This is a genomic window from Pseudobutyrivibrio sp. YE44 (genome assembly GCF_900104335.1).
Classification (GTDB): domain Bacteria; phylum Bacillota; class Clostridia; order Lachnospirales; family Lachnospiraceae; genus Pseudobutyrivibrio.
In genome coordinates this window covers 1-25,851 of the sequence record NZ_FMXT01000017.1, presented here as the reverse complement: position 1 = coordinate 25,851, position 25,851 = coordinate 1, and the positions used below count along the sequence as shown (strand labels likewise).

Annotated in this window: 25 protein-coding genes and 2 tRNA genes; 6 read left to right on the top strand and 21 right to left on the bottom strand. The window is 38.8% G+C overall.

Annotation, left to right across the window (positions count from 1 at the left end; all coding sequences use genetic code 11):
• Window positions 1-7: 7 nt before the first annotated feature.
• The 10 genes from BLR54_RS14065 to thyA form a co-directional block, all read right to left on the bottom strand.
• A complete protein-coding gene (locus BLR54_RS14065; protein ID WP_090422167.1) occupies window positions 8-790 on the bottom strand; it encodes an electron transfer flavoprotein subunit beta/FixA family protein in 783 nt (260 codons plus the stop codon).
• A 39-nt stretch (window positions 791-829) separates the two neighbouring features.
• Window positions 830-1,999 carry an acyl-CoA dehydrogenase gene (locus BLR54_RS14060; protein WP_090422165.1) on the bottom strand — a complete coding sequence of 390 codons (1,170 nt, stop codon included), beginning with the start codon at window positions 1,997-1,999 and terminating at the stop codon, window positions 830-832.
• A gap of 24 nt (window positions 2,000-2,023) precedes the next feature.
• Window positions 2,024-2,896 (bottom strand): 3-hydroxyacyl-CoA dehydrogenase family protein, encoded by an 873-nt coding sequence (locus BLR54_RS14055; RefSeq protein ID WP_090422162.1) that lies wholly within the window; start codon window positions 2,894-2,896, stop codon window positions 2,024-2,026.
• 235 nt (window positions 2,897-3,131) lie between these two features.
• A complete protein-coding gene (locus BLR54_RS14050) occupies window positions 3,132-4,334 on the bottom strand; it encodes an acetyl-CoA C-acetyltransferase (RefSeq protein ID WP_090422160.1) in 1,203 nt (400 codons plus the stop codon).
• Window positions 4,335-4,829: 495 nt separating this feature from the next.
• Entirely contained in the window at window positions 4,830-5,546 is a 717-nt protein-coding gene (gene deoD, locus BLR54_RS14045; protein ID WP_090422158.1) for a purine-nucleoside phosphorylase, read from the bottom strand.
• Between the two features lie 93 nt (window positions 5,547-5,639).
• Complete coding sequence (locus BLR54_RS14040) at window positions 5,640-6,875, bottom strand: cell wall hydrolase (protein ID WP_090422156.1); 1,236 nt, start codon at window positions 6,873-6,875, stop codon at window positions 5,640-5,642.
• Between the two features lie 8 nt (window positions 6,876-6,883).
• Entirely contained in the window at window positions 6,884-7,393 is a 510-nt protein-coding gene (gene ilvN / locus BLR54_RS14035; protein WP_090422194.1) for an acetolactate synthase small subunit, read from the bottom strand.
• Between the two features lie 54 nt (window positions 7,394-7,447).
• Window positions 7,448-9,139 carry a biosynthetic-type acetolactate synthase large subunit gene (ilvB, locus tag BLR54_RS14030; RefSeq protein WP_090422154.1) on the bottom strand — a complete coding sequence of 564 codons (1,692 nt, stop codon included), beginning with the start codon at window positions 9,137-9,139 and terminating at the stop codon, window positions 7,448-7,450.
• A gap of 102 nt (window positions 9,140-9,241) precedes the next feature.
• Window positions 9,242-9,727, bottom strand: coding sequence for a dihydrofolate reductase (locus BLR54_RS14025; protein ID WP_090422152.1), 486 nt, complete (start codon window positions 9,725-9,727; stop codon window positions 9,242-9,244).
• A 148-nt stretch (window positions 9,728-9,875) separates the two neighbouring features.
• On the bottom strand, window positions 9,876-10,727 hold the full coding sequence (thyA, locus tag BLR54_RS14020; RefSeq protein ID WP_090422150.1) for a thymidylate synthase: 852 nt from the start codon (window positions 10,725-10,727) through the stop codon (window positions 9,876-9,878).
• A gap of 236 nt (window positions 10,728-10,963) precedes the next feature.
• Between thyA and BLR54_RS14015 the strand changes: the two genes are divergently transcribed.
• Window positions 10,964-11,212 (top strand): hypothetical protein, encoded by a 249-nt coding sequence (locus tag BLR54_RS14015; protein ID WP_090422148.1) that lies wholly within the window; start codon window positions 10,964-10,966, stop codon window positions 11,210-11,212.
• Window positions 11,213-11,510: 298 nt separating this feature from the next.
• On the opposite strand, the gene BLR54_RS14870 is transcribed toward BLR54_RS14015, so the two are convergent.
• The 5 genes from BLR54_RS14870 to BLR54_RS13990 all read right to left on the bottom strand — a co-directional run bounded on the left by BLR54_RS14870 (window position 11,511) and on the right by BLR54_RS13990 (window position 14,974).
• A complete protein-coding gene (locus tag BLR54_RS14870; RefSeq protein ID WP_143008463.1) occupies window positions 11,511-11,735 on the bottom strand; it encodes a hypothetical protein in 225 nt (74 codons plus the stop codon).
• A 391-nt stretch (window positions 11,736-12,126) separates the two neighbouring features.
• Window positions 12,127-12,199 (bottom strand) — tRNA-Gly (locus BLR54_RS14005).
• A 163-nt stretch (window positions 12,200-12,362) separates the two neighbouring features.
• Window positions 12,363-12,908 (bottom strand): hypothetical protein, encoded by a 546-nt coding sequence (locus BLR54_RS14000; protein ID WP_090422143.1) that lies wholly within the window; start codon window positions 12,906-12,908, stop codon window positions 12,363-12,365.
• 51 nt (window positions 12,909-12,959) lie between these two features.
• The gene (locus BLR54_RS13995; protein ID WP_090422142.1) at window positions 12,960-14,198 is read right to left on the bottom strand and encodes a transglutaminase domain-containing protein; all 1,239 of its coding nucleotides are present in this window, start codon (window positions 14,196-14,198) and stop codon (window positions 12,960-12,962) included.
• 20 nt (window positions 14,199-14,218) lie between these two features.
• Window positions 14,219-14,974, bottom strand: a complete 756-nt coding sequence (locus tag BLR54_RS13990) for a hypothetical protein (protein WP_090422140.1) — start codon at window positions 14,972-14,974, stop codon at window positions 14,219-14,221.
• A gap of 147 nt (window positions 14,975-15,121) precedes the next feature.
• Here BLR54_RS13990 and BLR54_RS13985 point away from each other — a divergent pair.
• Window positions 15,122-15,194: transfer RNA gene (locus BLR54_RS13985), tRNA-Gly, on the top strand.
• 122 nt (window positions 15,195-15,316) lie between these two features.
• On the opposite strand, the gene BLR54_RS13980 is transcribed toward BLR54_RS13985, so the two are convergent.
• The 4 genes from BLR54_RS13980 to BLR54_RS13965 form a co-directional block, all read right to left on the bottom strand.
• On the bottom strand, window positions 15,317-16,564 hold the full coding sequence (locus BLR54_RS13980; RefSeq protein WP_143008462.1) for a tyrosine-type recombinase/integrase: 1,248 nt from the start codon (window positions 16,562-16,564) through the stop codon (window positions 15,317-15,319).
• Between the two features lie 146 nt (window positions 16,565-16,710).
• A complete protein-coding gene (locus tag BLR54_RS13975) occupies window positions 16,711-18,099 on the bottom strand; it encodes a virulence-associated E family protein (RefSeq protein ID WP_242871262.1) in 1,389 nt (462 codons plus the stop codon).
• Window positions 18,056-18,664 carry a CHC2 zinc finger domain-containing protein gene (locus BLR54_RS13970; RefSeq protein ID WP_090422137.1) on the bottom strand — a complete coding sequence of 203 codons (609 nt, stop codon included), beginning with the start codon at window positions 18,662-18,664 and terminating at the stop codon, window positions 18,056-18,058. The genes BLR54_RS13975 and BLR54_RS13970 overlap by 44 nt, the downstream gene beginning before the upstream one ends.
• Window positions 18,664-19,923, bottom strand: a complete 1,260-nt coding sequence (locus tag BLR54_RS13965; RefSeq protein WP_090422135.1) for a plasmid recombination protein — start codon at window positions 19,921-19,923, stop codon at window positions 18,664-18,666. The genes BLR54_RS13970 and BLR54_RS13965 overlap by 1 nt, the downstream gene beginning before the upstream one ends.
• Window positions 19,924-20,541: 618 nt before the next feature.
• Between BLR54_RS13965 and BLR54_RS13960 the strand changes: the two genes are divergently transcribed.
• The 4 genes from BLR54_RS13960 (at window position 20,542) to BLR54_RS13950 (ending at window position 23,485) form a co-directional block, all read left to right on the top strand.
• Window positions 20,542-21,375, top strand: coding sequence for a helix-turn-helix domain-containing protein (locus BLR54_RS13960; protein ID WP_176761964.1), 834 nt, complete (start codon window positions 20,542-20,544; stop codon window positions 21,373-21,375).
• A 257-nt stretch (window positions 21,376-21,632) separates the two neighbouring features.
• On the top strand, window positions 21,633-22,073 hold the full coding sequence (locus BLR54_RS13955) for a hypothetical protein (protein WP_143008461.1): 441 nt from the start codon (window positions 21,633-21,635) through the stop codon (window positions 22,071-22,073).
• A gap of 281 nt (window positions 22,074-22,354) precedes the next feature.
• Entirely contained in the window at window positions 22,355-22,516 is a 162-nt protein-coding gene (locus BLR54_RS15020; protein WP_176761963.1) for a hypothetical protein, read from the top strand.
• Window positions 22,517-22,558: 42 nt separating this feature from the next.
• Window positions 22,559-23,485: a hypothetical protein gene (locus BLR54_RS13950; RefSeq protein ID WP_090422129.1), complete on the top strand. Its 927-nt coding sequence runs from the start codon at window positions 22,559-22,561 to the stop codon at window positions 23,483-23,485.
• A gap of 189 nt (window positions 23,486-23,674) precedes the next feature.
• On the opposite strand, the gene tnpC is transcribed toward BLR54_RS13950, so the two are convergent.
• The gene (gene tnpC / locus BLR54_RS13945) at window positions 23,675-25,279 is read right to left on the bottom strand and encodes an IS66 family transposase (protein WP_090422127.1); all 1,605 of its coding nucleotides are present in this window, start codon (window positions 25,277-25,279) and stop codon (window positions 23,675-23,677) included.
• A gap of 269 nt (window positions 25,280-25,548) precedes the next feature.
• Window positions 25,549-25,851: IS66 family insertion sequence element accessory protein TnpB (gene tnpB / locus BLR54_RS13940; RefSeq protein ID WP_143008460.1), on the bottom strand; the 303-nt coding region annotated here is incomplete at its 5' end.

Here is a 25,851-nt window from a genome sequence, read left to right as displayed (position 1 = left end):
CCTCTTATTAAATTACATGCTTCTCTTTAAGCTTGTTCATGATATACTCTACTGACTCCTTAGGGTCAAGAGAAACCTTCTCGCCTGCTCCCTTACGAACCTTATCTGAAGCCTTAGCGATCTTTGTTGGAGAACCAGCAAGACCGATGTTAGCATCATCAAGATCTGTGAGGTCATCACGGCCCCATACAGTAACTTCCTTGTCATAAGCATCGAAGATTCCGCCTGGAGTCATGTAACGTGGCTCATTGAGCTCTGAAAGAGCTGTGATAAGACATGGCATCTGAGCCTTTACTTCGTGATATCTGTCTTCGTACTGACGCTTAACGATAACACTGTTGCCCTCTACCTTGATATCCTCTGCATAAGAGATAACTGGAAGAGCAAGGTGCTCAGCGATCTGTGGACCAACCTGAGCTGTATCACCATCGATAGCCTGACGACCTGTGATGATGAGATCATAGTCGAGCTTCTTTACTGCAGCTGCAACTGTTGAAGATGTAGCCCATGTATCAGCTCCACCAAGACGTCTATCTGTAACAAGAACTGCCTCATCAGCACCCATAGCAAGTGCTTCGCGAAGCATATCATCAGCCTTAGGAAGTCCCATTGTAAGAACTGTAACCTTTGCGCCTGTCTCGTCCTTGATTCTAAGAGCAGCCTCAAGACCTGCCTTATCATCTGGATTCATAATTGCGAGCATTGATGCTCTATCAAGAGTTCCATCTGGGTTAAACTTTACGCCGCCCTTTGTGTCAGGAACCTGTTTAATACATACTACGATATTCATGTATTTAATCTCCTTTTATTCACACGATAATAAACAATCTTATTTGAGCATAGCGCCAGAGATAACAAGTCTCTGAACCTCTGATGTACCTTCGTAGATCTCTGTGATCTTAGCATCACGCATCATACGCTCAACATCGTACTCTCTTGTGTAACCATAACCACCGTGAAGCTGTACAGCCTTTGTAGTTACAGCCATAGCTGCCTCAGCTGCGAAAAGCTTAGCCTCAGCTGCCTCGATAGAGTAGCTTGTCTTGTGATCCTGTGTATAAACGTCCTTTGTGCAAGCAGCGTTGTATACAAGATACTTAGCAGCATCCATACGAGCCTTCATATCAGCAAGCTGGAATGCAGTGTTCTGGAATGCAGCGATTGGACGACCAAACTGCTTTCTTTCCTTTACGAACTCGATTGTTGCATCGATTGAGCCTTCACCAATACCAAGTGCCTGAGCAGCGATACCGATACGACCACCATCAAGTGTGTGCATAGCGATACCAAAGCCCTTACCTCTTGCTCCAAGAAGGTTTTCCTTTGGAATACGGCAATCCTGGAAGATAAGCTCGTATGTAGAAGAAGCACGGATACCCATCTTCTTCTCCTTTGTACCGAATGTAAATCCTGGTGTATCCTTCTCAACGATGAATGCTGAGAACTTCTTAGACTTACGTCCCTTAGCATCTTCAACGATATCTGTTACAGCGAATACGATGTAAACGTCTGCTTCCTTACCGTTTGTGATGAAGCACTTAGAACCGTTAAGTACCCAAGAATCTCCATCTTCGTCAGCTCTACACTGAGCGCCCTGTGCATCTGTACCAGCACCTGGCTCTGTAAGTGCGAAAGCACCAAGCTTCTTACCACTTGCAAGTGGAACTAAGAACTTCTGCTTCTGCTCTTCTGTACCATATGTGAGGATAGGATCGCAGCAAAGTGATGTATGTGCAGAAACGATAACACCTGTTGTACCACAAACCTTTGAAAGCTCCTCTACACACATAACGTATGTAAGAACATCACAGCCCTGTCCACCGTACTCCTTTGGAATTGGAATACCCATGAAACCGTACTTCATCATCTTCTCTACGTTTTCACGTGGGAACTGCTCTGTCTCATCAATTTCCTGAGCCATTGGCTTAACTTCGTTCTGAGCAAACTCTCTGAACAACTGTCTAGCCATCTCATGCTTCTTATCTAATGTAAAATCCATGATCTGAATCTCCTTTATTTATAATTACTGAGCATCTACTGCTGTCTTTGTACGATCTGCGTTGTATACGTAGAATCCCTTACCAGACTTGCAACCAAGGTTGCCACCACGAACCATCTTACGAAGGAGTGGGCAAGCACGATACTTGCTATCACCTGTCTCGTTGTAAAGAACGTCCATGATTGCGAGGCAGATATCAAGACCGATGAAATCGCCGAGCTCAAGTGGTCCCATTGGGTGGTTAGCACCAAGCTTCATAGCAGCATCGATACCAGCGATATCAGAAACACCTTCCATCTTGATGAAAGCAGCTTCGTTAATCATTGGGATAAGGATACGGTTTACTACGAAACCAGCAGCCTCGTTAACCTGTACTGGAGTCTTTCCGATTTCCTCAGAAATCTTCTTGATAGCGTCTACAGTCTCAGCAGGTGTGTTAACACCAGCGATAACCTCAACAAGCTTCATTCTATCAGCAGGATTGAAGAAGTGCATACCGATCATTGGACGGTTAAGACCATTTCCGATCTCTGTGATTGAAAGTGAAGATGTGTTAGAAGCGAAGATGCACTCAGGCTTAGCGATTTCGTCAAGCTCCTTGAATGTTGTCTTCTTAACTTCCATGTTCTCGAAAGCAGCCTCAACAATAAGGTCACAATCCTTGCAAAGTTCTTCCTTGAGACCTGGTGTGATCTTAGCGAGGATAGCATCAACTGCTGCCTGCTCCATCTTTCCTTTTTCAACAAGTCTTGCATAACCCTTAGCAATCTTGTCCTTACCGCCTTCAGCCCACTCCTGCTTGATATCGCAAAGAGCTACTTCATAGCCATCAACCTGAGCAAATGCCTTAGCAATGCCCTGGCCCATTGTACCTGCGCCAATTACGCCTACTTTCATTTTTTATTCCTCCTGGATAATTTAGTCCGCTTTAGATAATCCATCTGTTCTCTCACCTGTTACAGTGACAAGCCTAATGATTTCTCCGCTCGACAGCACGTCTCGCTAAAGAAATATTAGAGCTTGTCACCTACAGGTTATTTGAACCTACATAACTATCTAAAGCTCACTTAAAATTTTTAACTTTTGAATAATAGAAACTACTAATAAGTAGTCTTATTGTCTTAACGAAGAATTAGCCTTCGTACTTCTCAACGATTGTAGCACATCCCATACCACCACCGATGCAGAGTGTAGCAAGCCCCTTCTTGTACTCTGGGTTGTGAATCATATCGTAGATAAGTGTTACAAGGATACGAGCACCTGAAGCTCCAACTGGGTGACCAAGTGCGATAGCACCACCGTTTGGATTGAGCTTGTTAAGGTCGAAGCCAAGCTCCTTACCAACTGCAACAGACTGTGCTGCGAATGCCTCGTTAGCCTCGTATACATCAAGATCTTCGATTGTAAGACCAGCCTTAGCAAGAGCCTTCTTTGTTGCTGGAACAGGACCAACACCCATGATTTCAGGAGCACATCCGCCAAGTGCACCAGCTACGAATGTAACGAGTGGCTTAACACCAAGTTCCTTAGCCTTCTCCTCAGACATAACAACAAGTGCAGCTGCACCATCGTTGATACCTGAAGCGTTACCAGCTGTAACAACTCCGTCTGGATAAAGAGCCTTAAGCTTAGCAAGACCTTCGATTGTTGTACCAGGTCTTGGGCCTTCGTCTGTATCGAAAAGGATTGTCTCCTTCTTCTTCTTGATTTCTACAGGAACGATTTCGTCCTTGAATGCGCCAGCTTCGATAGCTGCACAAGCCTTGTTCTGAGAAGCAACTGCGAACTCATCAAGCTCTTCTCTTGTAAGCTTCCACTGCTCAGCTACGTTATCAGCTGTCTTGATCATGTGATAGTCATTGTATGCATCCCAAAGAGCATCCTTAACCATTGTATCAACTAAAGCACCCTGGCTGTTTGATGGCCATGTCATTCTATAACCATAACGTCCGTTTGGAAGTGCGAATGGAGCTAATGACATGTTTTCCATACCACCAGCTACAACTACATCAGCATCACCAGCGATGATCATCTGAGCTGCCTGGTTAACACAGTTAAGACCAGAACCACAAACAACGTTTGTTGTAACTGCTGTAACTTCGTTTGGAAGACCAGCCTTTAATGTAGCCTGACGAGCTACGTTCTGTCCAAGACCTGCCTGGATAACGCATCCCATGTATACGTGATCAACATCCTCAGGCTTGATTCCTGCTCTCTTTACTGCTTCCTTGATTACGATGGCACCTAAATCAGCTGCTGGAGTTGAGCTAAGTGAACCACCCATAGTACCGATAGCTGTTCTACATGCGCTAGCAATAACTACTTTTTTTCCCATGTTTCTTTCTCCTTTTTAAGAAATACTTTTTTGTTTTTGGCGTTATATAAGTTACTTTTATTAAAGCAAGCCCGCATTTCAACTAACTGTTTGTGCAATATGCTATAAAAAGCGCTTTCTAAACTGTTAATTTTTTAACGAACCAGGCTAAAAAAAATAAACCTCAGTACGCCGCCGATGTGAAAATGTTACCATATATAGCCTTAGATTTCAAATAAAATTTTTGTCAGAAAAGGTGCTTAGATGTAAGTTTTCTGAATATTCTTTTTAGGTTTTGTCAATTCTCTAATTCCGCTTGTTAAAAAATTATCAAAAAACCTTGATTTTCCGTAAAAATGGAAACCAGGGCATATTCACCCGGTTTCCAAATTGTGTCTATACATATGAAAATTCATATTAAATTCGCACATGGTATTTCAAAATTACCACTATAAAAATAGGACACCGTAATCCCAATGGCCGGTGTCCTACTTATATTATAGTAATAATCAATTATTAAAGTACAATTGCTGTCTCAAGAGCAAGCTTCATCATCTCTGTAAATGACTTCTGACGCTCCTCTGCTGGAATCTCCTCTGCTGTAACGAAAGAGTCAGAAATTGTAAGCATACATGTTGCATTCTTTCCAAGCATGTTTGCGTTGTTGAAAAGAGCAAAGCTTTCCATCTCTACACAATCGCAACCGCAACGCTCCTTAACAGCTTTCCAGCCACCCATCTCTGGTGCTGTGTAGAACTGATCTGCTGAGTGAACCTTTGCAACCTTTGCATCAATGCCAAGCTCCTTAGCCTTTGCAATAGCGATATCATTAATCTTCTTGCTAGGGTAAAGTGTCTTCTCCTCTACTCCATTTGTGTACTTTGCAAATGTACTGTCAGAGTATGCACTCTCTGAAATAACTACATCAAGCACGTTAAGCTTGTCTGTGTAGCTTCCTGCTGAACCGATTCTGATAATATTTTCAACATCATAGAACTCAAAAAGCTCGTATGAGTAGATACCGATTGAAGGCATACCCATACCACTTGCCATAACTGAAACAGGCACTCCCTTATACTTTCCAGTGAAGCCAAGACAATTTCTAACTGTGTTAACACACTTTACGTCCTCTAAGAAATTATCAGCAACAAACTTCGCACGGAGTGGATCTCCAGGCATGAGAACTGTCTTTGCAAAATCCCCTTTATTCGCCTCGTTATGTGGTGTTGCCATAATGCTACCTCCTTATAAAAATTAATTTGTAATTCTATTTTACAGCTAGAGTCTTATTCTAGCCTATTTACCATATATTAGCAATGATTTGCTCTACTTGTAGTTGTAGAAATAATGGGCATTTATAATTGTGCCCTCTGTTCTATCTAGGAAGCCTTCTTTTCCTTCTGCCACCTGTCTATCATGAAGATTCTGGGCATAGGAAACTGTGAAGAAGAATAAGGCATCTGTGTTGGTGTTTCCCGCTATGGCTTGGGCAGCCGCATATTGACAACCACTGTTAGGTCCGTTGGCAAGAATCAGAGCCACTCGCCCGGAGGTTACGGGTGCGAACTGTCCTGGTGAATAAATAACGCCTGAAACTGTGTTAGGGAATTTCGAGCTAGCCACACGGTTCATAACAACAGAACCTACAGCAAGCCTTCCATCTGCCCCCTGATTGTCAGCCTCAGCTTGAATCAGCGCTGCCAAAAGTAACGTCTCTTCATCAGTGGTGCTGTATCCACCGGAGTATCCGCCATGCTCACCGGCAAGCTTTTGTGACAGAGCAAGCTGAGCATCCATATATTGCTTTTGAATTCGTTTCTCGTAAGCCTTTGCATCCTCCAGCTGTTTTTCTAGTTGCTCTAGCATTGCATTTGTATCTGCAATCTGTGAATTAGTGGTATCAAGAGCTGAAGTGGTACTTCCAACAAGAGTACCAAGTTCTGACTTCTTTGTAGCCAGATTGGTTTTGTAAGCAGAAAGCTCTGCATTCTTAGTCTCTACATCGCCTTTCTTTTCAGTTAAATCATCCTGAGTTTCTTTGTATTTTTTTACAGCATCCTTATCATAAGTGGTAATCTGCGCCATGTATTCTAGGCGTTGCAAAAACTCTGATATTGAGCCACACTCCAAAAAGTTTACCAAAGTGTTTGTAGATTTGTTTTCGTACATATATTTGATACGAAGCTTCATGGCTTCTTTTTGTGTATCCAGAGAAGTCTCTATATCCGATATTTCACCGTTCAAGGTTTCTATATCTGCCTCTGTAGCTGCAATATCCTCTTCAGCCTGGGTGATTTCACCAGTGACTGTTGAAATTTGATTGTTTAAACTATTAATCTGGCCAGATAAATCACTAGCCTGACTTTCCAGCTTATTCTTAGAGTCTTCCGCCTCTTTCTTTTTGCTATTAATATCATCTACCGCTTGGGATGCATTTTTCGATTCTTCTTTTAGTCTATCCACCTCCGACTGGGAAGCCTGCACATAGGTGCAGGTGCACAAACTAAAAATCAGAACCATCACCAAGCATGCTCTAAGATGCTTTTTTAATCGTTCCCCCATTATCTGTCCTACCTGTTAGTTCTGCTGATAGCTTCGATTGCAACTGCGCCCCCGCGGACAATCTGCACTTTCTTAAATTGTGATTTAAGAAGAGATATCAGCTCATTATTTTTATTTTCAGTAAGGGTACACTCAAATAAAACTGTATCCTCACCTATATCGCATATTTTCACGCTACCGCCTCTGTCAAAAACCTCGGCAATCTGAAAGGCCTCTGTTTTGCCTACGGAATCCAATCCGCGAACAGTTGCGTATAAAATCTCTTTCATATGGATTGGAATGGTTGTAAGATCTATCACCTTAATAACCTCAACCATTGCATTTAACTGTTTTTTAATCTGTTCAAAAGTCACATCATCAGCCTTAACTGAAATGGTCATTCTGGAAACATCCTCATGCTCAGTGGTGCCAACTGTAAGGGTTTGAAGGTTGTAGGATTTAGCTGAGAACAATCCAGAAACCTTTGCCAAAACACCAACCTGATTTTCAACATATAAAGCAATCCATCTATTTTTCATTTTTTCCATGTCATTTACCTCATGCAATCTCGTCAATTCACAGTTACAATCCAATTATTTAAGAATCATATCACTGAGAGGAGTACCTCCCTTAACCATTGGAAGTACCAAATCATCTGGCGAAACTATAAATTCAATTAACGTTGGACCGTTGTCGTTTGAACGAGCTGTCTCAAGTGCAGAGACAACCTGTGAGGCTTCTGTAACTCGAATTGCCTTACAATTGTAGCCTTCAGCCCACTTCATAAAATCAGGGTAATAGCTGCCATCTTCTGCAGATAAATCTGTGATTTCATAGCGCTTGCCATAGAAAAGCTGCTGCATCTGACGAACCATGCCAAGATTCGAATTATTAAATAAGCATATAACAACTGGAATTTTCTCAGTCATTGCGGTGGCCATTTCCTGCATGTTCATTTGGAAACCTCCGTCACCTGTAACAAGTACCACTGGCTTCTTAGGATTTCCTACTGCTGCACCGAGGGCAGCTGGGAAGCCAAAGCCCATAGTACCAAGACCACCAGAGGTAATGAACTCCTGCCCCTTGTTAAGCTTTATAAACTGGCTGGCCCACATCTGATGCTGGCCCACATCTGTAACAATATTTGCATCAGGGAACACTTGATTAATACCCTCACAAATAACCTGTGGACAAACTCCAATCTTACTATTTGGCATAGATAATGGATGTTCTTTCTCCCATCCTTCAATAGTAGAAAGCCACTTTCCTGTATCCATAGGCTCAGCGTATTCTACCAATCTTTCCAGAGCTATCTTTGCATCTGCAGTGACTGGCACATCTACCACAACGTTTCTGGAAATGGAAGCGGAAGCAATATCCACATGAACAATCTGTGCCTTTGGCGCAAACTTCTCCAAGTCGCCTGTGATTCTATCGTTAAAACGTGTACCAATAGAAAACAGCAAATCACATTCCGTGACAGCCTTATTAGCTGCGAAACGTCCGTGCATACCGCAGTTGCCTATGTAAAGCTGGCTATCCTCTGGCATAACACCCTTGCCCATAACTGTTGTGGTAACAGGGATGTTCATCTTTGTGGCAAAATCAAAGAGCTCCTTCTGGGCGCCTGAAATACGAACGCCACCACCTGCCAAAATCAAAGGTCTCTTTGCATTCTTAAGCAATCTGTATGCCTTTTTAAGCTGGCCAATATGTACGGTTTCATTTGGATGATATCCACGAATGTCCACATGATCCGGGTAGTCCGGAGAACCCGGGATAACCTGAATATCCTTTGGAATATCAATAAGAACTGGGCCAGGCTTTCCTGTGGAAGCAACCTGGAATCCCATTTTAATAAGCTTTCCTAAATCCTCACGTTCTCGTACTGTCACACCGAACTTTGTGATAGAACGTGTCATTCCCACAATATCCACCTCCTGGAAAGCATCATTTCCAATGAGATGAAGTGGCACCTGACCAGTGAAAATCACCATAGGAATGCTGTCATAATAAGCATCAGCAATACCTGTAATTGTGTTTGTAGCACCTGGACCTGAGGTCACAAGAACGACAGCTGTTTTTCCAGTGGCACGGGCGTACCCTTCCGCCTCGTGAACTAGGGCTTGCTCATGGCGACCAAGGATAACTCTGATTCCCTCAGTCTTATAAAGCTCGTCAATAATATCTGTAATCATACCGCCTGGGTATGCAAATATTGTATCAACGCCCTCTTCCTTTAATGCCTTAACAAATAACTTTCGTCCTGTAATATTTAATGCCATAGTTTTATGTCCTCATGTAAAGTGCTAGTTACCGGTTGCTAAAAGGTCATGACTTCTTGCTGGCCCCTAAAGGACAAGGCCCGCAAGACTCTATAAAAATAACTATTTAATATATGCTCTGAAATAAAACTCTATATCGTAATATGTCTGTTCTTCTGATTCCTCCACCATTTTCCATTCTGGCTTTTCGTCCAGATTTGGAAAATATGTATCTGCATCGTAGGAATAATCCACGTAGGTGACGAAAGCACGATTGCAATCGTCAAGGAGCATTCTATAGATGCTTTCTCCACCGATGACGTAAATGTCGTCAGTGTTGTATTTTTCTAATTCTTTATCAAGCTCTTCCTTTGAGTGAACAATAATTGCATCCTTAACAGTGTAGTTAGGGTCTCTTGTAAGAACGATGTTCACACGATTCTTCAGCGGCTTTCCATTTGGGAAGCTCTCAAGTGTCTTTCTGCCCATGACAACCACCTTACCAGTGGTGGTCTCACGGAAAAACTTCATATCATCTGGGATGCTAACAAGAAGCTTGTTGTCCTTGCCTATAGCCCAGTTTCTATCTACCGCAACAATTAAATTCATTTATTCCTCCTTAAAATCAGCATCTTTAATTTTTCATGCTCCCGCAGGCCACCTTCCATACTGCGCTAGGCAACCTCCCCTTTCAGGGTTCCTTCCTAGCTTGCATGGAACCTTCCTGCTCGCGCTTACCAAATATATTTTGCTGATTTTAAACAGCAATAGGAATATTACGTATTTGCTCGCCAGCTTCGTAACCTTCTACGATGAGGTCGTCTGTGGTGAAGTCGTAGAAATTCTTTACGTTAGGGTTCAAGTGAACCTTTGGTGCTGGAAGCTCTGGTCTGCTAAGGAGTTCCATAATAGCATCCACATGTCTGTCGTAGATGTGAGCATCTGCAATAACATGAATCAACTGACCTGGAATCATATCGTTAACCTGGGCCACCATCATAAGAAGGATTGCATACTGGCACACGTTCCAGTTGTTAGCTGCAAGCACATCCTGTGAACGCTGGTTAAGCACCATGTTAAGAACAAGCTTGTCAGAGTTTTTATCCTTTGTGACATTGTAGGTAGCTGAGTAGCAGCATGGATCAAGATGACCTGTAGCCAAATCATGGAACTGATAAAGGTTTGTCATAATTCGTCTTGAATAAGGTGTCTCCTTAAGCTGCTTAAGAACATAGTCCATCTGATCAATCATTTCGCCCTTAAACTCGAACTTTTCTCCAACAACATAGCCATAAGCTGTTCCGATTGAGCCTTCTTCATCTGCCCATTCATCCCAGATATGTCCCTTCAAATCTTTGATATTGTTAGACTTACGCTGGTAAATCCAAAGGATTTCATCCATAGCTGTCTTAAGAGCTGTTTTTCTAAGAGTGAGAGCTGGAAACTCTTCTCTTAAATCATATTTGTTAACCACACCAAACTGCTTGATAGTGTAGGCCTTTTCTCCAGTGTCTTCCCATATTGGACGAACGATTTCATCCTTTGTATCTGTGCCATTTTCAAGAATGTCGCGGCACATTTCCTTAAAGATTACATCTGCTTTGCTCATATAATCATTATCTCCTTCTAAGGTGCTACCTATAGTTCACCTAGTTTATATATACTTAATATAAATTCTACCACAACATATTGGGATTTGAATACCCATAAATTACTAATTATCACCTTTTACACTTTGCGTTTTTCCCTTGAAAATACACAGTTTTTGCGTTAGTATATTTTTTAGTGTTATTACTGTTAAGTCTTCCAAAGGAAAATATAAGGCTTAGCATTTTAGGAGAAGAAATGAGTCAGCAAAAAGTAGATCAGAAGAAATTAGATAAGAAAAATCGTCGTTCAATTCTTAGAAAGAAGAAAATCGAAGAGGTATTAAGCATCACTGTTGTTTCAATCATCGCTCTTGCAATCGTAGCTTGGGTTGGCTATTCCATCTACGGCAAAGTCCAGACTGCAGCCGAACAGAACACTACACACGAATATGTAGACATCGATGCTTCTGCTATCCAGGATTATCTTTCAACTTTGAATCAGTAGAATAAAGATGAAACAAGGCTCCCAGTACAGATTCTGTGCTGGGAGCCTTTTCATTTTATAAAACTATTCTTCCTCTAACCTCTTTTTGAATAGCTTTGTACCAATCTTTATTTTTTATCTTTCTTGTCATCCTTTTTCTCAGGGCCGTTTTCAATCCACCATGCAACAATTGCTCCACCAAAAACCACTACCGCAAGTATTCCAATAAAAATGTTTTCTGACATAATAATTTCTCCTTCCACGCAAAATAAACCTATGCAGTTAATGCATTGGCCAAATAGTTATAAAGATGAAATTATTAGCGCTTCCGCCCGTCCTTGTCGTGGATGTAGTTAATTATGAATAATCGTGAATAGCTAAACTGTTCATTGATTCTATGGGAATACGCATAGCTGAACAGATATACTGTAGATAGTAATGATAATAATAAAAGATAATATTTTAGAAGAGATATATTCTTAGTTGTTTTCTCTTTAACAGAAACAACCTCAGTGGCATTTTTCTCCTCGTTCTTAATTTCCATATGTATACCGTGCGGAACAGTTATGGATATCTCTTCTGAGTGTGTGCTGAGAGCTCTACTTTCCATCCCCTCATCAACACTACTAAGCGAGAAAAAATTGCATAACAAAAAGAGGGTAATGATTACATATAGAGTTTTTCTAATAATCCCTCGTTTCATTTCTGCATCCCACATTTCTTTTCATCAAGATACATGATATCACTTGTTAGATATATAAGAAACTTTTATTTATCGCGGCAGGCGAGAACCCGCGCTCGACGGGAATAAGGAAGCATCACGATTTCTCTTCGCAAGCTCGACAAATCGTGATAGGTCGTCCCGTCTCGATTTAAAGAGCTCAGATAATAAAAATAGGAGATATCCGATTGGATATCTCCTATTTTTATTATCGAGCGCGAGACGGGACTCGAACCCGCGACCCCCACCTTGGCAAGGTGGTGCTCCACCAACTGAGCCACTCGCGCATTGTCTTGATTTATCGAGTGCAACGATGAGAAATCAAGGCTGACTCGATTGCGTCACTTCCTAACGACAATGGTTATTCTATAGGAACTTTATACATAAGTCAAGGGATTTCTTAAAGTTGCAAAGCTTCAAGAAATCCCTTAGATTTTCAGAATATTTAAACTAGTTATTCAACTCGCTATCATACTCAATAGAGCTAAGAGAATCACCATCAAAGATGAACTTTAAGGTTGTTCCATTGAGCTCATAGATTAATGAGCCAGTCTCCTCAGACTTAGGGGCACCATAGGCTGCGATAATATCATCCTTTGAACTTGAAAGGTCAATTCCTTCCTTTGTAGAAACATTATCTGTTCTTAATCGGATATAAAGAATTCTATCAACATCACCATCTGGGTATGTCTGAATTTCAAAATCACTGTAGGTATAGAGCTTGCCAATTCCCTCTGCTGCACAGCTTGGAGACTCAAAATACTGATTTGGCTCACCAAGCTTATCTAAATAATCAGCGATGTCATCATCTACATTAATATCCATACCATCATACTCAAATAAAAATGGTGTGCCTGCGTGTGCAGAATCAGTATCTTCAGCTACAGCATCAGTATCGTTTTCAATCACCTTTGTGTCATTTGAATCTCCACCACATGCAACCATAGATAATGCCATGGTTGAAACCAATCCCAATATTAATAATTTCTTTTTCATAAATAATTCTCCTTTGTTATGTCTTTATATTGAAGGCAATGCCTTAGAACTCTATTGAATATGTGGATATTTGCTTGGGTCATAATTGTGAGTGTTCTTATGTGCATTTGAATACTCCCACAAATCTGCATCATGCCAATAGAAAATCAACGTTCCATCCAACTGAAGATTAGGATCATAATGATACCAGCCCTCTCCAACATCGATCAGCAACCAGTAATGTCCTCTGGTGTCACGAATCTTTTCGATTTCCATATTTTTGATGCCAAGTCTGTTAAGCATGACCTCAGCAGTTTTCTGTTTTACGGTACAGTCACCAACTCTATTGAACATACCCTTGTAGGCAGCTGATAACAAATCATCAATACCAGCTGTTTCTGAGTATGTTATATTCTTTACCACCCAGTCAAAGACCGCTTTTGCCTGTTGCAACTGCGTCATCCCTGGAGTAATGATATCAGCAAGGATTTCATCAGCTTTAGCATACACTGTTTCCTCTGTGGCTGCAGCAATCTTTGCTGAAATAATCTTAACAGTGGTAGTCTCTTCTGTCTTATTTCCTGCCGCATCAGTAGCAATATATTTTAGGGTATAGACGCCACGCTTATCTACGTTTACCTGTGAGTTATCAACTTCCAAGGTAGGGTTATCGTCGTGGTCGTCCGTCACTTCGATATTTTTCTTGAAGGAAACCGCATCCCCCTGAGCTATGGTAAGAGGCTCCACGCCTTTGATTACGGGCGGAGTAACATCCTCTGTTACCTTGCATGGGACAGTACATTTCGTCTCATTACCGCTAGTGTCCTTGACCACAATTGTTATATCAAATTGGCCTTCTTTTGTAAAATCGTACTGTTCTGCAAAGTCGATGGTGCAATTGGTCACATCATCTATTTTATCCACCAAATCTGTCAGGTTTGGCGCAGGTGCAGTGGTGTACATATCAATAGAATCTGTTGTAAGTGTCACCTGAGGTGCTGTAGTATCCTGCACATGTAAAACAGTCTTTGCTGTTTGCTTTCCAAAGATTGGCATAGTCCACTGGATTTTCAAATCATAATCCCCTGGTACCGTGACATCAAAGGATGAATCCTCAGTGAACTTGGCTGTGCTTTCTTCTCGCTTTAAAAACTCTCCAATCTCGCAATTGGATGATCCAGCCTCCACAATCACTTCTTTATATACTAAGTCAGATTGTGCCTTATAGTATGCGAAGGTTCCTATTCCTCCTGCTCCTATTATAAGAAGTAGTACTACCAAAAGGATAATTAGTCGTTTCTTTTTCTTCATAGCTCATTACCTTCATAACATTATTTTAGATACATTATGTTGGAGCAATACTTGCTTAACAAAGAGCCACCAACATAATCTAGATATTCATCATAGTCGATGTAAAACCGCTGACCCCAACTGGATATTTCTAGCATTCTTGGATGCTTCGATTCAGGATTTGAATCCTCCAAAATTCCGGTAATCATAACATAATGACTGTTAGTAAATACTTGTTTATTGGTAAATGTTTTACCGCCGTCAAGACTGACATACAATCTTATTTTGCTTGCTGGCGAATACAAGGACCAAATCACTGGGATATTCTTGGAAATCATTTGCTTAATCTTTTCATACATATTCTTATGACCATGTATTCCATTCCAGCGAAATCTTTCCTTCGCGCCCAGGATTCGAATTCGTTTATTTAAATACTTTGAAATCTGAATCGGAAGAATTCCCAAGGATAATATTAAATTATCGTATTTACGAATTTTAATTTCATGAAGAAAAAGCCTGGCAAGCTTTCTCTCAGATAAAAATTGTTCTACGAAAGAATCATATTCTTGGATATTAAGATCATTCACTCCAGAAATATACAAGGCACAATCCACAGCAGCAATCAAGCCACAGCCCTGCCCTCTAACATTTTTCCACTGTGTGCTAGAAAACCATTCCTGGGAACCTCCAAAGGAAGGTTTCGGGCCTTTTCCAGTGATGCTTATGTATTTTTCTGTTAGTGAAATCTGCTCCATTTCTTCATTCCTTATGTATTCATCCCCTACAAATATTACCATTTATTATGATTTCTAACAATAATTGTAAATTTTTTCTTGACTTATTTATAATCTTCCTTTAGAATAGCATTTGTCGTCAGGAACGACACCGAGAATTCTTGAGATGGTCATGATTTGCTATCGCGGAGCTCGGCAAATAATGACAGTGCGCGAGTGGCTCAGTTGGTGGAGCACCACCTTGCCAAGGTGGGGGTCGCGGGTTCGAGTCCCGTCTCGCGCTCTCTCGAAAAGGCTCACAAATGTTGATTTTATCGCATTTGTGAGTTTTTTATTTTGCGATAAAAGGGGTACAACCTAGGGTACATTCTATGTTTACTTGGTGTTGTATCTCTTTTTTGATATTTATCCAAACATCTCATTCCAAATAGATGTATCAATATCATCAAGTCGAGATACCCTCTTATAATGATCTGTTGTTGCTGGATCAGCATGTCCAGCCATTCTCTGAATATCCGCTTGCTGCATTCCGTTTGCATACATGTTAGTTACCGACCAGAATCTAATCTTATGACTAGACATGTATGGAATATCAACGCGCTCACAGATACGCTTCAAATGATGATTGATAGTGTTTGACACAAGAGGCGCATCATTATAAAGAAATACATATTCTCCGAAAGGATTTTCTCGGCGCTGTGCTTTCAAAACTTCAATCGCCTTATCTGATAAAGGCTGAACTCTGTTTCCTTCTTTAAGACCTGATTTTGTATGATTAACACATACAAAAATCTCGTGTCCTTCAGAATCCTTTCTTCTGACTATTTCCCTATGAATGTACATAGTGTGTCGTTCAAAATCCACATCTTCCCATTTCAAAGCTCTAATTTCGCCAATACGTGTACAAGAGCAAAACATTAGGATGATGGCTCTGGCAAAAACATCATTTTCAATCTCAGCCTGGGCGATAATCTTATCTCGTTCAGCGTTTGAATATACCTTTAATTCATTGTTTACTTCTTTACAATGCAAGTCTCTAGTACTAACAGAACGTGCGATGTTTGAAGCAACATAGTCATGATCAACTGCATAATCAAAAACAAGATTTAGAATGGTTTTTGCGTTGTTCAAGGTTTTCCTTGAAATGGCGCCATTAGCACAGATGCTTTTGTAGTGATTCTTAATATCAGATACCTTAACTTCACAAATGTTTTTGGTAACTAATATTGAGTCAGCATAGAATCTAGCCCAGTCACTGATATAACGTTCACAGGTGAGAATTGACCTATGTCCTTGATCAGCGTCGCGTCTAAATTCTTCAATCCAGTCATCAAAGATAGCTGCAATAGAATGGGCTTTTCGACCAAAGTAGTACTCATAGAGTGCTTCAAGCAAGTCTAATCGAGTCCTTTTTGCCATCTGTGGATTTTTGGTTTTCCAGCGACCATCAGACAGCTGGAAAATCTTGTTAGTGTGCACATCTTTCAGTGCATTTTCATATTTTATTTCAAGTCTGCTTTTCATTTCATTGATAAATGCAGGACTGTCATCGCCATCTATTGTATAGCGTGAAATGAGAGTGCGCAATGACTGAATTTCTTTATCCATCATAAGACTGTTCTTGGTAACCTCCTTTCTTTCGTATTTTTTCAAAGCAAAACAAAAGAGCAGCCGTTTTGATGACTGCTCTGGGAACAAAGAAACAAGCAAAAGTAAAAAATAGTTTTATGTTTCTTCTTTAAATTAATATTTTAAATTTTTATTGTTTATTTGTTTCTTTGTTGCTCCTTTTAGTAAAGTTAATCCACAAAAGGTGACTCATCATCCTTTTGTATTGGCTCGAACTCAGGCTCTGCAGGTTCTTTGATTCGTGCCCAAGTACGTTGTTTACCATACTCTTTAAACTTGTGTGAACCTATCTTTTTATATTCATCCTTAAATGCATTATTAAGAATGGCACCAATCTCTATTGATTCCCATTTTGGTAAATCATCAGTGATTGAATGTCCCAATGCTTCAACATGGAGCATTTTAGGACAAATGTATTCAGGATGTTTTTCTTCAACAAAATTAACAATAGCAGTTTCTTTCGGGTCATCTGGTAAATACTGTTGCTGCTCAGCGTAAAGCACTTCTAACATATCCTTTGACAAGGTCAGTTTATATTCGCCTTTACGATATACATCCATTGCCTGTGCCCAAAGTTGAATAAAGTAAGCTCTTGATTCTTCTTCATCTTCTAAGATATGAATCTCAGCTTTTTCTGCATCCACTTTGATTGGAAGAAAACGTCTATTTCCTGATTTATCATCTGGTAGAAACTCTATTCTGTTTGATGTTCCTGCAAATACACATTGCCTGTCATGATCATCGGAAAACTTATCATAAGGAATACGATAGTTGTCAGTTTGCCTACTGATAAAAGATTTAGTTTCTTCTACACACTTTGCATGAAGCAGCGCAACCATTTCAGGAATCTCTATTATCCAATGGCCGTTTAAATGTTCATGGACATCTTTGTCACTTAACTTCTTTAGATCATCAGTAAACCATGAATCATTTATTGCTAGAAATCTTAAAAAGGTAGACTTCCCAGCTCCTTGACCACCTACAAAGCATAGCATATATTCAAACTTGCAGCCTGGTTGAAAGACTCGTGAAATTGCACCTAGCATAAATAGTTTCAATGATTCAATGGCCAGTGGTGTGGGTTCTACTCCTAGATATTTAGTAAGCACATTTGAAATTCGGTCTACTCCATCCCAACTAAGAGTATTTAAAAAGTCTCTTATTGGATGGTAAGAGTTTTCCTTGGCGGCTATTCTAATAGCTCTTTCTATATACTTATCAACCTTAAGACCATAATTCTTTTCAAAATAAGTGATTATATTATCAAGATCATTATCTGAAAAAGCTTTGGAAAACCTTTTCCACGGAACATCTTTTACGATATCCATTTTTCCTGTGAGTTCATTAAAGCGTATAGCGCCTTTAAGCAGTTCGTCATATTCTAGAACTAGCTGACAGTTTTCATTTGTTTGCTTGATAAAACCTTTAGAATCATAACTAAACATTTCTTCTAGTGACGGCTTTTTTCTATATGCATCAAACTCACTTGAAGATTCTAACAACGTTAAATGGTTGTTAGCTTCTGTCGAGATTGATTTCTGCAATTCTTCCCTTAACATGTGCTATAACCCCCTTGTAAGTATTTAGAAAAACTATTTGTTTTTCTAGCGTGCTATTTTCTAATTCCTCAATCATCCAGTCAATCATATCTATGTTTTGAAGAGCTTCTTCAAAAAGAGGATGGCAATTCTCAAATTCTTCTGGTGTCTTTGGCGCTAAGTCCCTTTTGGCACAATGAAGAATATTGTAGTATTCTCTCAAAAAATTAAGAGCATCTCTTTTATATAAATGAAATGCTCTTAGTCGTTCCTGTTCACTTTTTCTTTCAATATCTGCAGCCGTTAGTTTATATGGTGTCTTTACATCAATATTTAAATTGAAGTCTGCTATAAGTTTTTTAGCAGCTTCCAAAGGAGTTAGCCCAAACAATCTTTCAACAAAGTTGATAACATCTCCATCAGCTCCACAACCAAAACAATGAAATCTATTATCAATTTTCATACTAGGATGTTTGTCTGGATGAAAAGGACAGCAAGCCATCTGATTTCGTTCTAATTTAATTCCATAAAAAGAAGCTGCATCCATAGTGGATACAGCTTGCTTTACTTCTTGAAATATATTCATCAGCGCTCTTGCTCCTTTCCTTTTCTTCTATCAGTTTTAGCTTTATTAGTTAGTGCAATTTCTTCGTTTCTTCTTTTAAGAATTTCTACTATGCTAGGCCTAGCCTTCCTTACGATTTCCTCTGTGAGCTGAGCCTTTTTCTCTGGAGAAGAAATAAAATCCTTTACTTTAGCTATTACATTACTTTTAATTACTGTCAGTTTTGAATTGAAGTCTGAAAAACAATCAAGCATTAATTCTTTTGTTTTTCTAGATGCCTTACATTTATCCGACTTAATCCATTTTTTATAGTTGCTTACTAGTTTCTTGTTTTCTTCCTGAGTTTTTTCAACTACATCATCAACAATAATTTCACAAGCTTTTTCATATGCTACATCAGTTACCATTTTTATGAGAGCCTCTTCATCAGAAATCTTTTTATTCAATTCATTTTGTTTTGCTTGTAATTCCTGATTAGAAAACATAAGCTGACCGTTTTCTATTCTAAGATTCTGATTCTGCAGATTAATCTTTGAATTGATAAACTCGGTCTTTTCTAGATATTTCTTGCCACCATATATAGGTTCAAGTTCAATTTCAAGGCCGTGCTTTCTACAACAATCCAAAAATATATTTCTGCACTCCTGATCATAGCTCATTTTTCTGTTATTGAATTTGTCTTTGGGTTTTGTTTTATCTGGTAAATCAAATCCCATAACTTCTAATGTCTTTTCTTGAACTGGCATATCAAAGCCAGCTTCATTTGGAGAATGAAAAACATGCCTTTCATGAATATGAGGAGTTTTCTCATCTACATGAAGCCCCCATGTTAATGTGGTTACATTATCACCATAGCGTTTGTTTATTTCATCTATGGTTTCAACAACCACTTTGACTAAATCTTCATAGTCGATGGTTTCGTCAATGTTCCCAATCTGATAAATGGTTTCTTCAGGACAACGTTGTTTATTTGAAACAATAGCATCCATTTCTTTTACCCTGTTATGATGTCCACCTTTGATGTGTTTTTCATTTTGATAATCGAGCCATTCTGAAAATTGCTGTTTATAATAGGTAAGCTCAACATCATTAAACTTCATCCAAGTTTCATCTTTATCAGCGTGTTTTATAAATCCTTGATAGCAATTCCAGTAAATATTGTTAGGTGTCATTTCAGGATTTATATCAACATTGTTATTAAGATCAAATTCTCTATCATTATGTTTAGGATTATAAACTCCGTGAGAACCTGACCTTCCGTTGTGTCTTGTTGCTCTCATAAAAGCTCCTTTCTTTATTAAAGTAAAAACGCTGCGGGCCTTGTCTCGCTCATAGGCTATTTTTTCAAGTTCGACAAGTAATACCCAGTACTACCTGTCGATACTCAACAGGTAACTGGGCTGGGTTTGCGACCCAGGCCCGCCCTAAAATTTCAAATCCACCACATTTGCCCGAAGTGGTAGTTTTGAAATTTTACCTATTCCAAAATCCTGCGCACCGATTTTGGAAGTAATGGGCAAATCAAAAACCGCCAGAATTGTTCTGACGGTTAATCATTTGCTCATTACAAAAAGCAAAACCTTTAAAACATTTTTCTTTCTTTTGTCATCTCTCCAAATGTTTTCCTGGCAGGTAACCTCTGGGTTCTTTAGCCTCGTGGACTTTTTTGGACTGTGCCGTTTTCTAAATTCTTGGTCCGCTCCGTATTCTTACATCTTGGCGAGACTTCCCCGAAAATAATATCCATTTGGGATGCTCATTCAGTTTTCATATGCTTATTAAACACTGAAAACACACCTTTCCTTTCTATGCTTAAGATGTCGTTTTTTTTCAAAAATTAAGATAAAAAACGACGGTAGCGTTGTGGTATGATACATATAAAGGGGGATGAACTGCTTATGGAATCCGTAAATGTAAGATTAAAAGATTTAAGATATGCAGAGGGAAAATCGAAACTGACTCAACAAGATGTAGCCGACATGTTACATCTTTCTCAAGCTTCCATTGCTGATTACGAAAAAGAAGGTTACTATGTGCCATGTGATGTTCTCATAAAATATTGCAAGGCGTTTAATGTATCCGCTGATTATCTTTTGGGATTAACCAACGCCAGAATAACACCAAATTTTGAAGTTCATGAACTTGGCCTTACTGATTCTGCGATGGAAAAATTAAAAAATAAGAAGACAAATTCTTTGCTCTTATCTGAAATAATAGAACATGACAACTTTAACAAAATGCTGTTAGATGCAGAAATATACGTTGAGGGGTATGTTGACGAAAGTGTCCATAGATACAATAACTATTACAAAACTATTAGAGCAAACCTTCAAAAAAGCAATAACAATAGATATGACATGGAAAAAGAGTTAACCACTTTAGAGTATGTAGAAATGGATCAAGATGTTCTTTTCTCTGGACGTTTGTCATCAGCAATGCTTTCCGTTCTCAAGGATATAAAATTTAAGCATAAGGATGATGTAGCTACTTCAGATTATCAAGATGGACTATCTGATCATGACGTTTTTCTTAATGTTTTTTATTCAAGCACAGGATCAACCATTCGTAGATTTGTTAATGGGCTGGGAACTTTGTTGAAGATTAAGATGACTGCATCTAATACAAAAAAATTAGAAGCTCTAATTAATGAAGATGCATTAGAAGATGTCTTAGGCCAATCTGCTTTAATTGAACCAGATGATAGAAAAAGGAGACGTAATAATCAATCATAAAAAGGGTACAACCTAGGGTACATACTATATTTCTTATTCAGATTGTAAATATGAACAGAGAATGTTAATACATAAAATTTGCCACTATTCAATGTTTCTAGCTGTAAGATAACAACGGTCAACATATGTATATAAAGTACTAGTAAAACATCTACATTCCAAGGTATAATGAGTATTATTTCTAAGAGTAAATGTAATAGGGGGATTTTACAATGAAAAAAGCAAGTATAGCACTGTTATTGGGGATATGTGCATTGATGATTGTTTCTTGTGGTAAGGAAGCATCTGATACAGAGGATGCAGAGTATGTGAAAAATGAAGCAGTTGAATCTGATGAGACAGCCAATCGTGATGAATTAGTTGAGTATACATATAATGAAAATGAATCTGATATAGTGAATCTTTCAGATGAAGATTTTAATCCTGATGATTATACCAATATTGATGAATATAAGGATTATGTTGAAAATAGATTAACTGGAGCTGTGGAAGAATTCGAAGAAGTAAATGAATGTAACGTTTATGTCGATGTAGATGATGATTTTACTATATCTCACGCAACAGTGGAGTATACAATACCAGAAGATCTTGATATGTCCGAGCAAGAAATCACAGAACTTGAAGCAAAAATAAGCGAATATATAGCTTCTAGTTTAAAAATCGACATATCAAATATTGGTTATTTTAGATTATTTTAACTATATTTAAAGTTTGAGATATCATATTGATAAGTTTACAGAGGTAAATGCAATAGTGACATATGTTTTGCGTTTACCTCTGTATTTTTACATTAACTACTGGAAATTTGCATTTACATATAAATTTTACTATGCAAAAAAGAAAAAGAAATAGCAAGATATTTATTCTTTTCGTAAGTTTAATTACCCAAAAGTAGTGCCCCAAATTTGTTAGTAATATCCATTAATTATTAATCGATTAATCTCGATATCTAAGTGTAAGAATTTTTATAAGGCTAAGGATGCGCCTATTTCAACGGAATGAAGTTGGGGGATTAGATTTTAATGCACCAGTATCAGTTCATCATTATGATTTGATGGAAGTAAACGCATATTCAGCACTTGACAATGCAGTGGGTGATGTAGATTATTTCTATCTGCTGAAATATACCACTCCATATTAATTTTTTCATAATTGATATTATAACTACATAGGAGAATCAAATATGGGAAATAATATTACAAATGTAAATCTGAAAAGGATAGAAGACGCAACAACTATAAACAAAGATTTTAAAGTCAATCTTCAAAAAAATTCACAAACCAAAATTAATCAGAATAATATAATAGAGGACGAACTTACAATTTCGTCTGAATCACGAAAAAAAATGGAACGTGAATCAAACAATTATAAATATTCTGGAGCTACTAGTATAAGGGACGCTTGGGAAGATGATGGCATAATAACCAAAAACAATATTCGTAAAGATGTACTTGGTAATACTAGCTTAGATGAAGTGATGCGTTTAGATGAACCTGAAACATATGCTAAATATAAAGAATTACAAGCTCAAGTTCGTGATAATGTAAAAAAAAGGAATACTCATCAAAACGGAATGTTAATTAGTTATGATTTTGCAAGCATGGCTAATTTTACTGATGACGAAAAAAAAATGTTATGTGATGCAGGTCGTATTCAATGGGATTGGCTTCAACGAAAATGTATGTCGGGGGGGATTTTTTCAAATCCTACAACTAGTCAGCAAGATACATTATTCAAATTGGAGTCGATGTATTCTAATTCAATACATGACTGTTCTGTAGATACATATTCATCTATGAATGATGCAAATACTAATTTGTGGAGGTTCAAATCGAAATTCAATATTTGTATTCCTGCAGACGTACTAAATGAAATTACACAAAACAGCGCACACGGAATGGAGCTCTTATCAACAATTAGTTTGGCCTTTGATAACATTAAAGATGTTGAATTGCAATATGAGGGAGCTCTAAAATTTCTACGTTTTGGTATTAAAATAGGATTAAATGGGGATGTTACATACCATGCGAATTATTACAAATGTCCTAATAAAAATGGTGTGGAATCAAATACACCAGCGGGATTACTAGAAAAGTTAAATAATGCGTAAATATTGTAATCTATTATTCAATACATCCTATTATAAAAGTGCCGTTGCTTTACTTTGAGCAGTGACACTTTTGTTGAGTAAACGGTAAACCATAGGTACCGTCCTAAAATTATACCGCCCACTCAAGTGGCTCACTTTCAAATCAGCGTTAGTAGCTCAAAATGAAAATGTCACAAGAGGGTGCGGAAGTTACTTCACTGGTTTTCTACATTCACTTGGAAGTTCATCTGACCAAGGAAGTAGTTTATCCATAAAACTTCTATCTGTGTCATCCAGATGCTCTGGAATTACAGTAAGAAGATATTTGAAATACTCATAAGGTTTAAGGTTATTCGCCTTGGCAGTTTCAGCTATACTGTAAGCTACAGCACTGGCCTTGGCGCCAGATATTGTATCAATCATAACCCAGTTTTTCTTTCCGATACAGAAGCCACGGATTGACTGCTCAGCCGAGTTGTTATCCATAGGGACTTCGCCATCATCAAGGAAGACCTTTAGATACTGTTCCTGGTTTATTGAATACTGTAATCCTTTATGAGTTTTGCTATTAGCTAATACACTTGGTTCAACTTTATGAACCCACGCAAAATAGGCCTCAACCAGAGGCTTGACAGTAAGCTGTCGATGTTCGTATCTTTCGGTTGGAGAAAGGTCACTTAGCTTTTTCTCCTCGCGATGGATAGCCTGAATCATCTTCAGAGCTTTATTCGCAGTGCAGGATTTTTGCTTGTCCTTTGGTGTAGCCTTTAGGGCTTCATCAAATCGGCGTCTTGCATGCGCCCAGCATCCTGCTATGGTCAGGTCATCGCGTTCCTTTTCAATGGAGTGATAAACCTGATAGCCATCTGTAACACAGATGCCTTTGAAATCCTTGAGAAATTCTCTTGGATGATCGGACTTTCTAGTCCGCTGGTAATCATAGATTACAATTGGTTTATCCTTGTACATCTTTCCTGTACGGTAAACCCACATGTAACTCTTTGAACCAGCATCACGACCATCCTTGTTTACCAAACAAGGAGTTTCATCAGCTTGTATTACATGATAGTCATACAAATGCTCATGAAGATAATCGTAAAAGACTGCTAAATATCTGTCAGCACACTGGATAACCCAGTTGGCCATCGTTTGACGTGATATGTTAATACCAACTCTGTTGTATTCAGCTTCAATACGATATAGTGGCATCGCATTTACGTATTTAGCATTTAAGACACCAGCCACAGTACTTGCTGAAGCAAGACTGTTTCTAAGCAACTGCTTTGGATGGTTAGCTTTAACCATTCTTTCTGATTTAGAACCAGAATAAACTGCTACATGGTGTTCCTCGACTGAAACAGAAGCAGGTGTGTATTTATACCTTGTATAGACTTCATCAGGAAGACGCTTCCAGGTTTCATCACCGAAGAAGCTCTTAAGTTCTTCCTCTGTCATTTCATGAGGGATTTCTTCAACAGGAAGACCTTTGATATCTTCTTCCTTTTTGCCCTTAGACTTTTTACGAGTGACAGTAATGGTTTCTTCATCATTGTCTTCAAAGTAATCGTCTATAAAGGCTTCAGCCTCATTGAAAATGATTTCGCCATCCTCGATGGTAAATGACAGTTGGTTGGATTCATCAGATTTTTCAGATGAACGACCAAAGCGATGACGGTTCATATCAGCCATCTGTTCAAGCAGAAGTTGCATCTTGTTATCGATAGATTCAAGCTGCTCCTGCTGGTTTAAAAACAGCTGTATTAGCATTGCTTTGTCAAAGTTATTCAGTTGTTCCTCTGTGAATTTTACTGACATAATCGCTCCATTTCTTATGGAACTATTATAGCTGAAATGCAGTATTTAAGCTAATTCCTGGCACTGCAGCATTCGTCATAATGCCTATAGTTGTAGGCTTCACAGAGCTTATATATGAAAGGCTGATAATTAGCCATTTCAATTGATTTAATGGTATTTCCAGAGAAGAATGGCCTGCATATGAGCCATATATAAAGCGTTAACATCTACAAAAACCGCTTAAAATCAACGGTTTTAAGGTACTTTAAAATTCTCTGTTTTATACAAAACTAAACGATTTCTTTGCGCTCTTTGAACTCTGAAATCGGATGTTTAGCTACAATGGTAAAACCACTCATTAGTAAGCGATACTGTTCTGGTGTAATGGCTAGAGCCTCAGATTCAGTTCTGGGCCAGGCGAAAGCACCAACTTCAAGTCTCTTATAAAGAAGGAGAAATCCATCACCTTCCCAAACGAGACCTTTTATCTTGGTTGCCTTTCTTCCGCAGAACAAAAACAGGGTATCCTTATCAAATGGATCCAAGTTGAATCGCAGCTTTACGAATGATGCCAGTCCATCAATACCTTGGCG

What these genes read in the sequence shown, in the direction of transcription:
- BLR54_RS14065 (WP_090422167.1), bottom strand. Translation starts at nt 790, where the DNA reads ATGAATATCGTAGTATGTATTAAACAGGTTCCTGACACAAAGGGCGGC.
- BLR54_RS14050 (WP_090422160.1), bottom strand. Translation starts at nt 4,334, where the DNA reads ATGGGAAAAAAAGTAGTTATTGCTAGCGCATGTAGAACAGCTATCGGT.
- thyA (WP_090422150.1), bottom strand. Translation starts at nt 10,727, where the DNA reads ATGAGCAAAGCAGATGTAATCTTTAAGGAAATGTGCCGCGACATTCTT.
- BLR54_RS14015 (WP_090422148.1), top strand. Translation starts at nt 10,964, where the DNA reads ATGAGTCAGCAAAAAGTAGATCAGAAGAAATTAGATAAGAAAAATCGT.
- BLR54_RS13960 (WP_176761964.1), top strand. Translation starts at nt 20,542, where the DNA reads ATGGAATCCGTAAATGTAAGATTAAAAGATTTAAGATATGCAGAGGGA.
- ilvB (WP_090422154.1), bottom strand. Translation starts at nt 9,139, where the DNA reads ATGGCATTAAATATTACAGGACGAAAGTTATTTGTTAAGGCATTAAAG.
- ilvN (WP_090422194.1), bottom strand. Translation starts at nt 7,393, where the DNA reads ATGAAAAATAGATGGATTGCTTTATATGTTGAAAATCAGGTTGGTGTT.
- BLR54_RS13965 (WP_090422135.1), bottom strand. Translation starts at nt 19,923, where the DNA reads ATGAGAGCAACAAGACACAACGGAAGGTCAGGTTCTCACGGAGTTTAT.
- BLR54_RS14000 (WP_090422143.1), bottom strand. Translation starts at nt 12,908, where the DNA reads ATGAAAAAGAAATTATTAATATTGGGATTGGTTTCAACCATGGCATTA.
- BLR54_RS13955 (WP_143008461.1), top strand. Translation starts at nt 21,633, where the DNA reads ATGATTGTTTCTTGTGGTAAGGAAGCATCTGATACAGAGGATGCAGAG.
- deoD (WP_090422158.1), bottom strand. Translation starts at nt 5,546, where the DNA reads ATGGCAACACCACATAACGAGGCGAATAAAGGGGATTTTGCAAAGACA.
- BLR54_RS14870 (WP_143008463.1), bottom strand. Translation starts at nt 11,735, where the DNA reads ATGGAAATTAAGAACGAGGAGAAAAATGCCACTGAGGTTGTTTCTGTT.
- BLR54_RS14040 (WP_090422156.1), bottom strand. Translation starts at nt 6,875, where the DNA reads ATGGGGGAACGATTAAAAAAGCATCTTAGAGCATGCTTGGTGATGGTT.
- BLR54_RS13950 (WP_090422129.1), top strand. Translation starts at nt 22,559, where the DNA reads ATGGGAAATAATATTACAAATGTAAATCTGAAAAGGATAGAAGACGCA.
- tnpC (WP_090422127.1), bottom strand. Translation starts at nt 25,279, where the DNA reads ATGTCAGTAAAATTCACAGAGGAACAACTGAATAACTTTGACAAAGCA.
- BLR54_RS13990 (WP_090422140.1), bottom strand. Translation starts at nt 14,974, where the DNA reads ATGGTAATATTTGTAGGGGATGAATACATAAGGAATGAAGAAATGGAG.
- BLR54_RS13975 (WP_242871262.1), bottom strand. Translation starts at nt 18,099, where the DNA reads ATGTTAAGGGAAGAATTGCAGAAATCAATCTCGACAGAAGCTAACAAC.
- BLR54_RS13970 (WP_090422137.1), bottom strand. Translation starts at nt 18,664, where the DNA reads ATGAATATATTTCAAGAAGTAAAGCAAGCTGTATCCACTATGGATGCA.
- BLR54_RS13995 (WP_090422142.1), bottom strand. Translation starts at nt 14,198, where the DNA reads ATGAAGAAAAAGAAACGACTAATTATCCTTTTGGTAGTACTACTTCTT.
- BLR54_RS14055 (WP_090422162.1), bottom strand. Translation starts at nt 2,896, where the DNA reads ATGAAAGTAGGCGTAATTGGCGCAGGTACAATGGGCCAGGGCATTGCT.
- BLR54_RS14060 (WP_090422165.1), bottom strand. Translation starts at nt 1,999, where the DNA reads ATGGATTTTACATTAGATAAGAAGCATGAGATGGCTAGACAGTTGTTC.
- BLR54_RS14025 (WP_090422152.1), bottom strand. Translation starts at nt 9,727, where the DNA reads ATGAATTTAATTGTTGCGGTAGATAGAAACTGGGCTATAGGCAAGGAC.
- BLR54_RS15020 (WP_176761963.1), top strand. Translation starts at nt 22,355, where the DNA reads ATGCGCCTATTTCAACGGAATGAAGTTGGGGGATTAGATTTTAATGCA.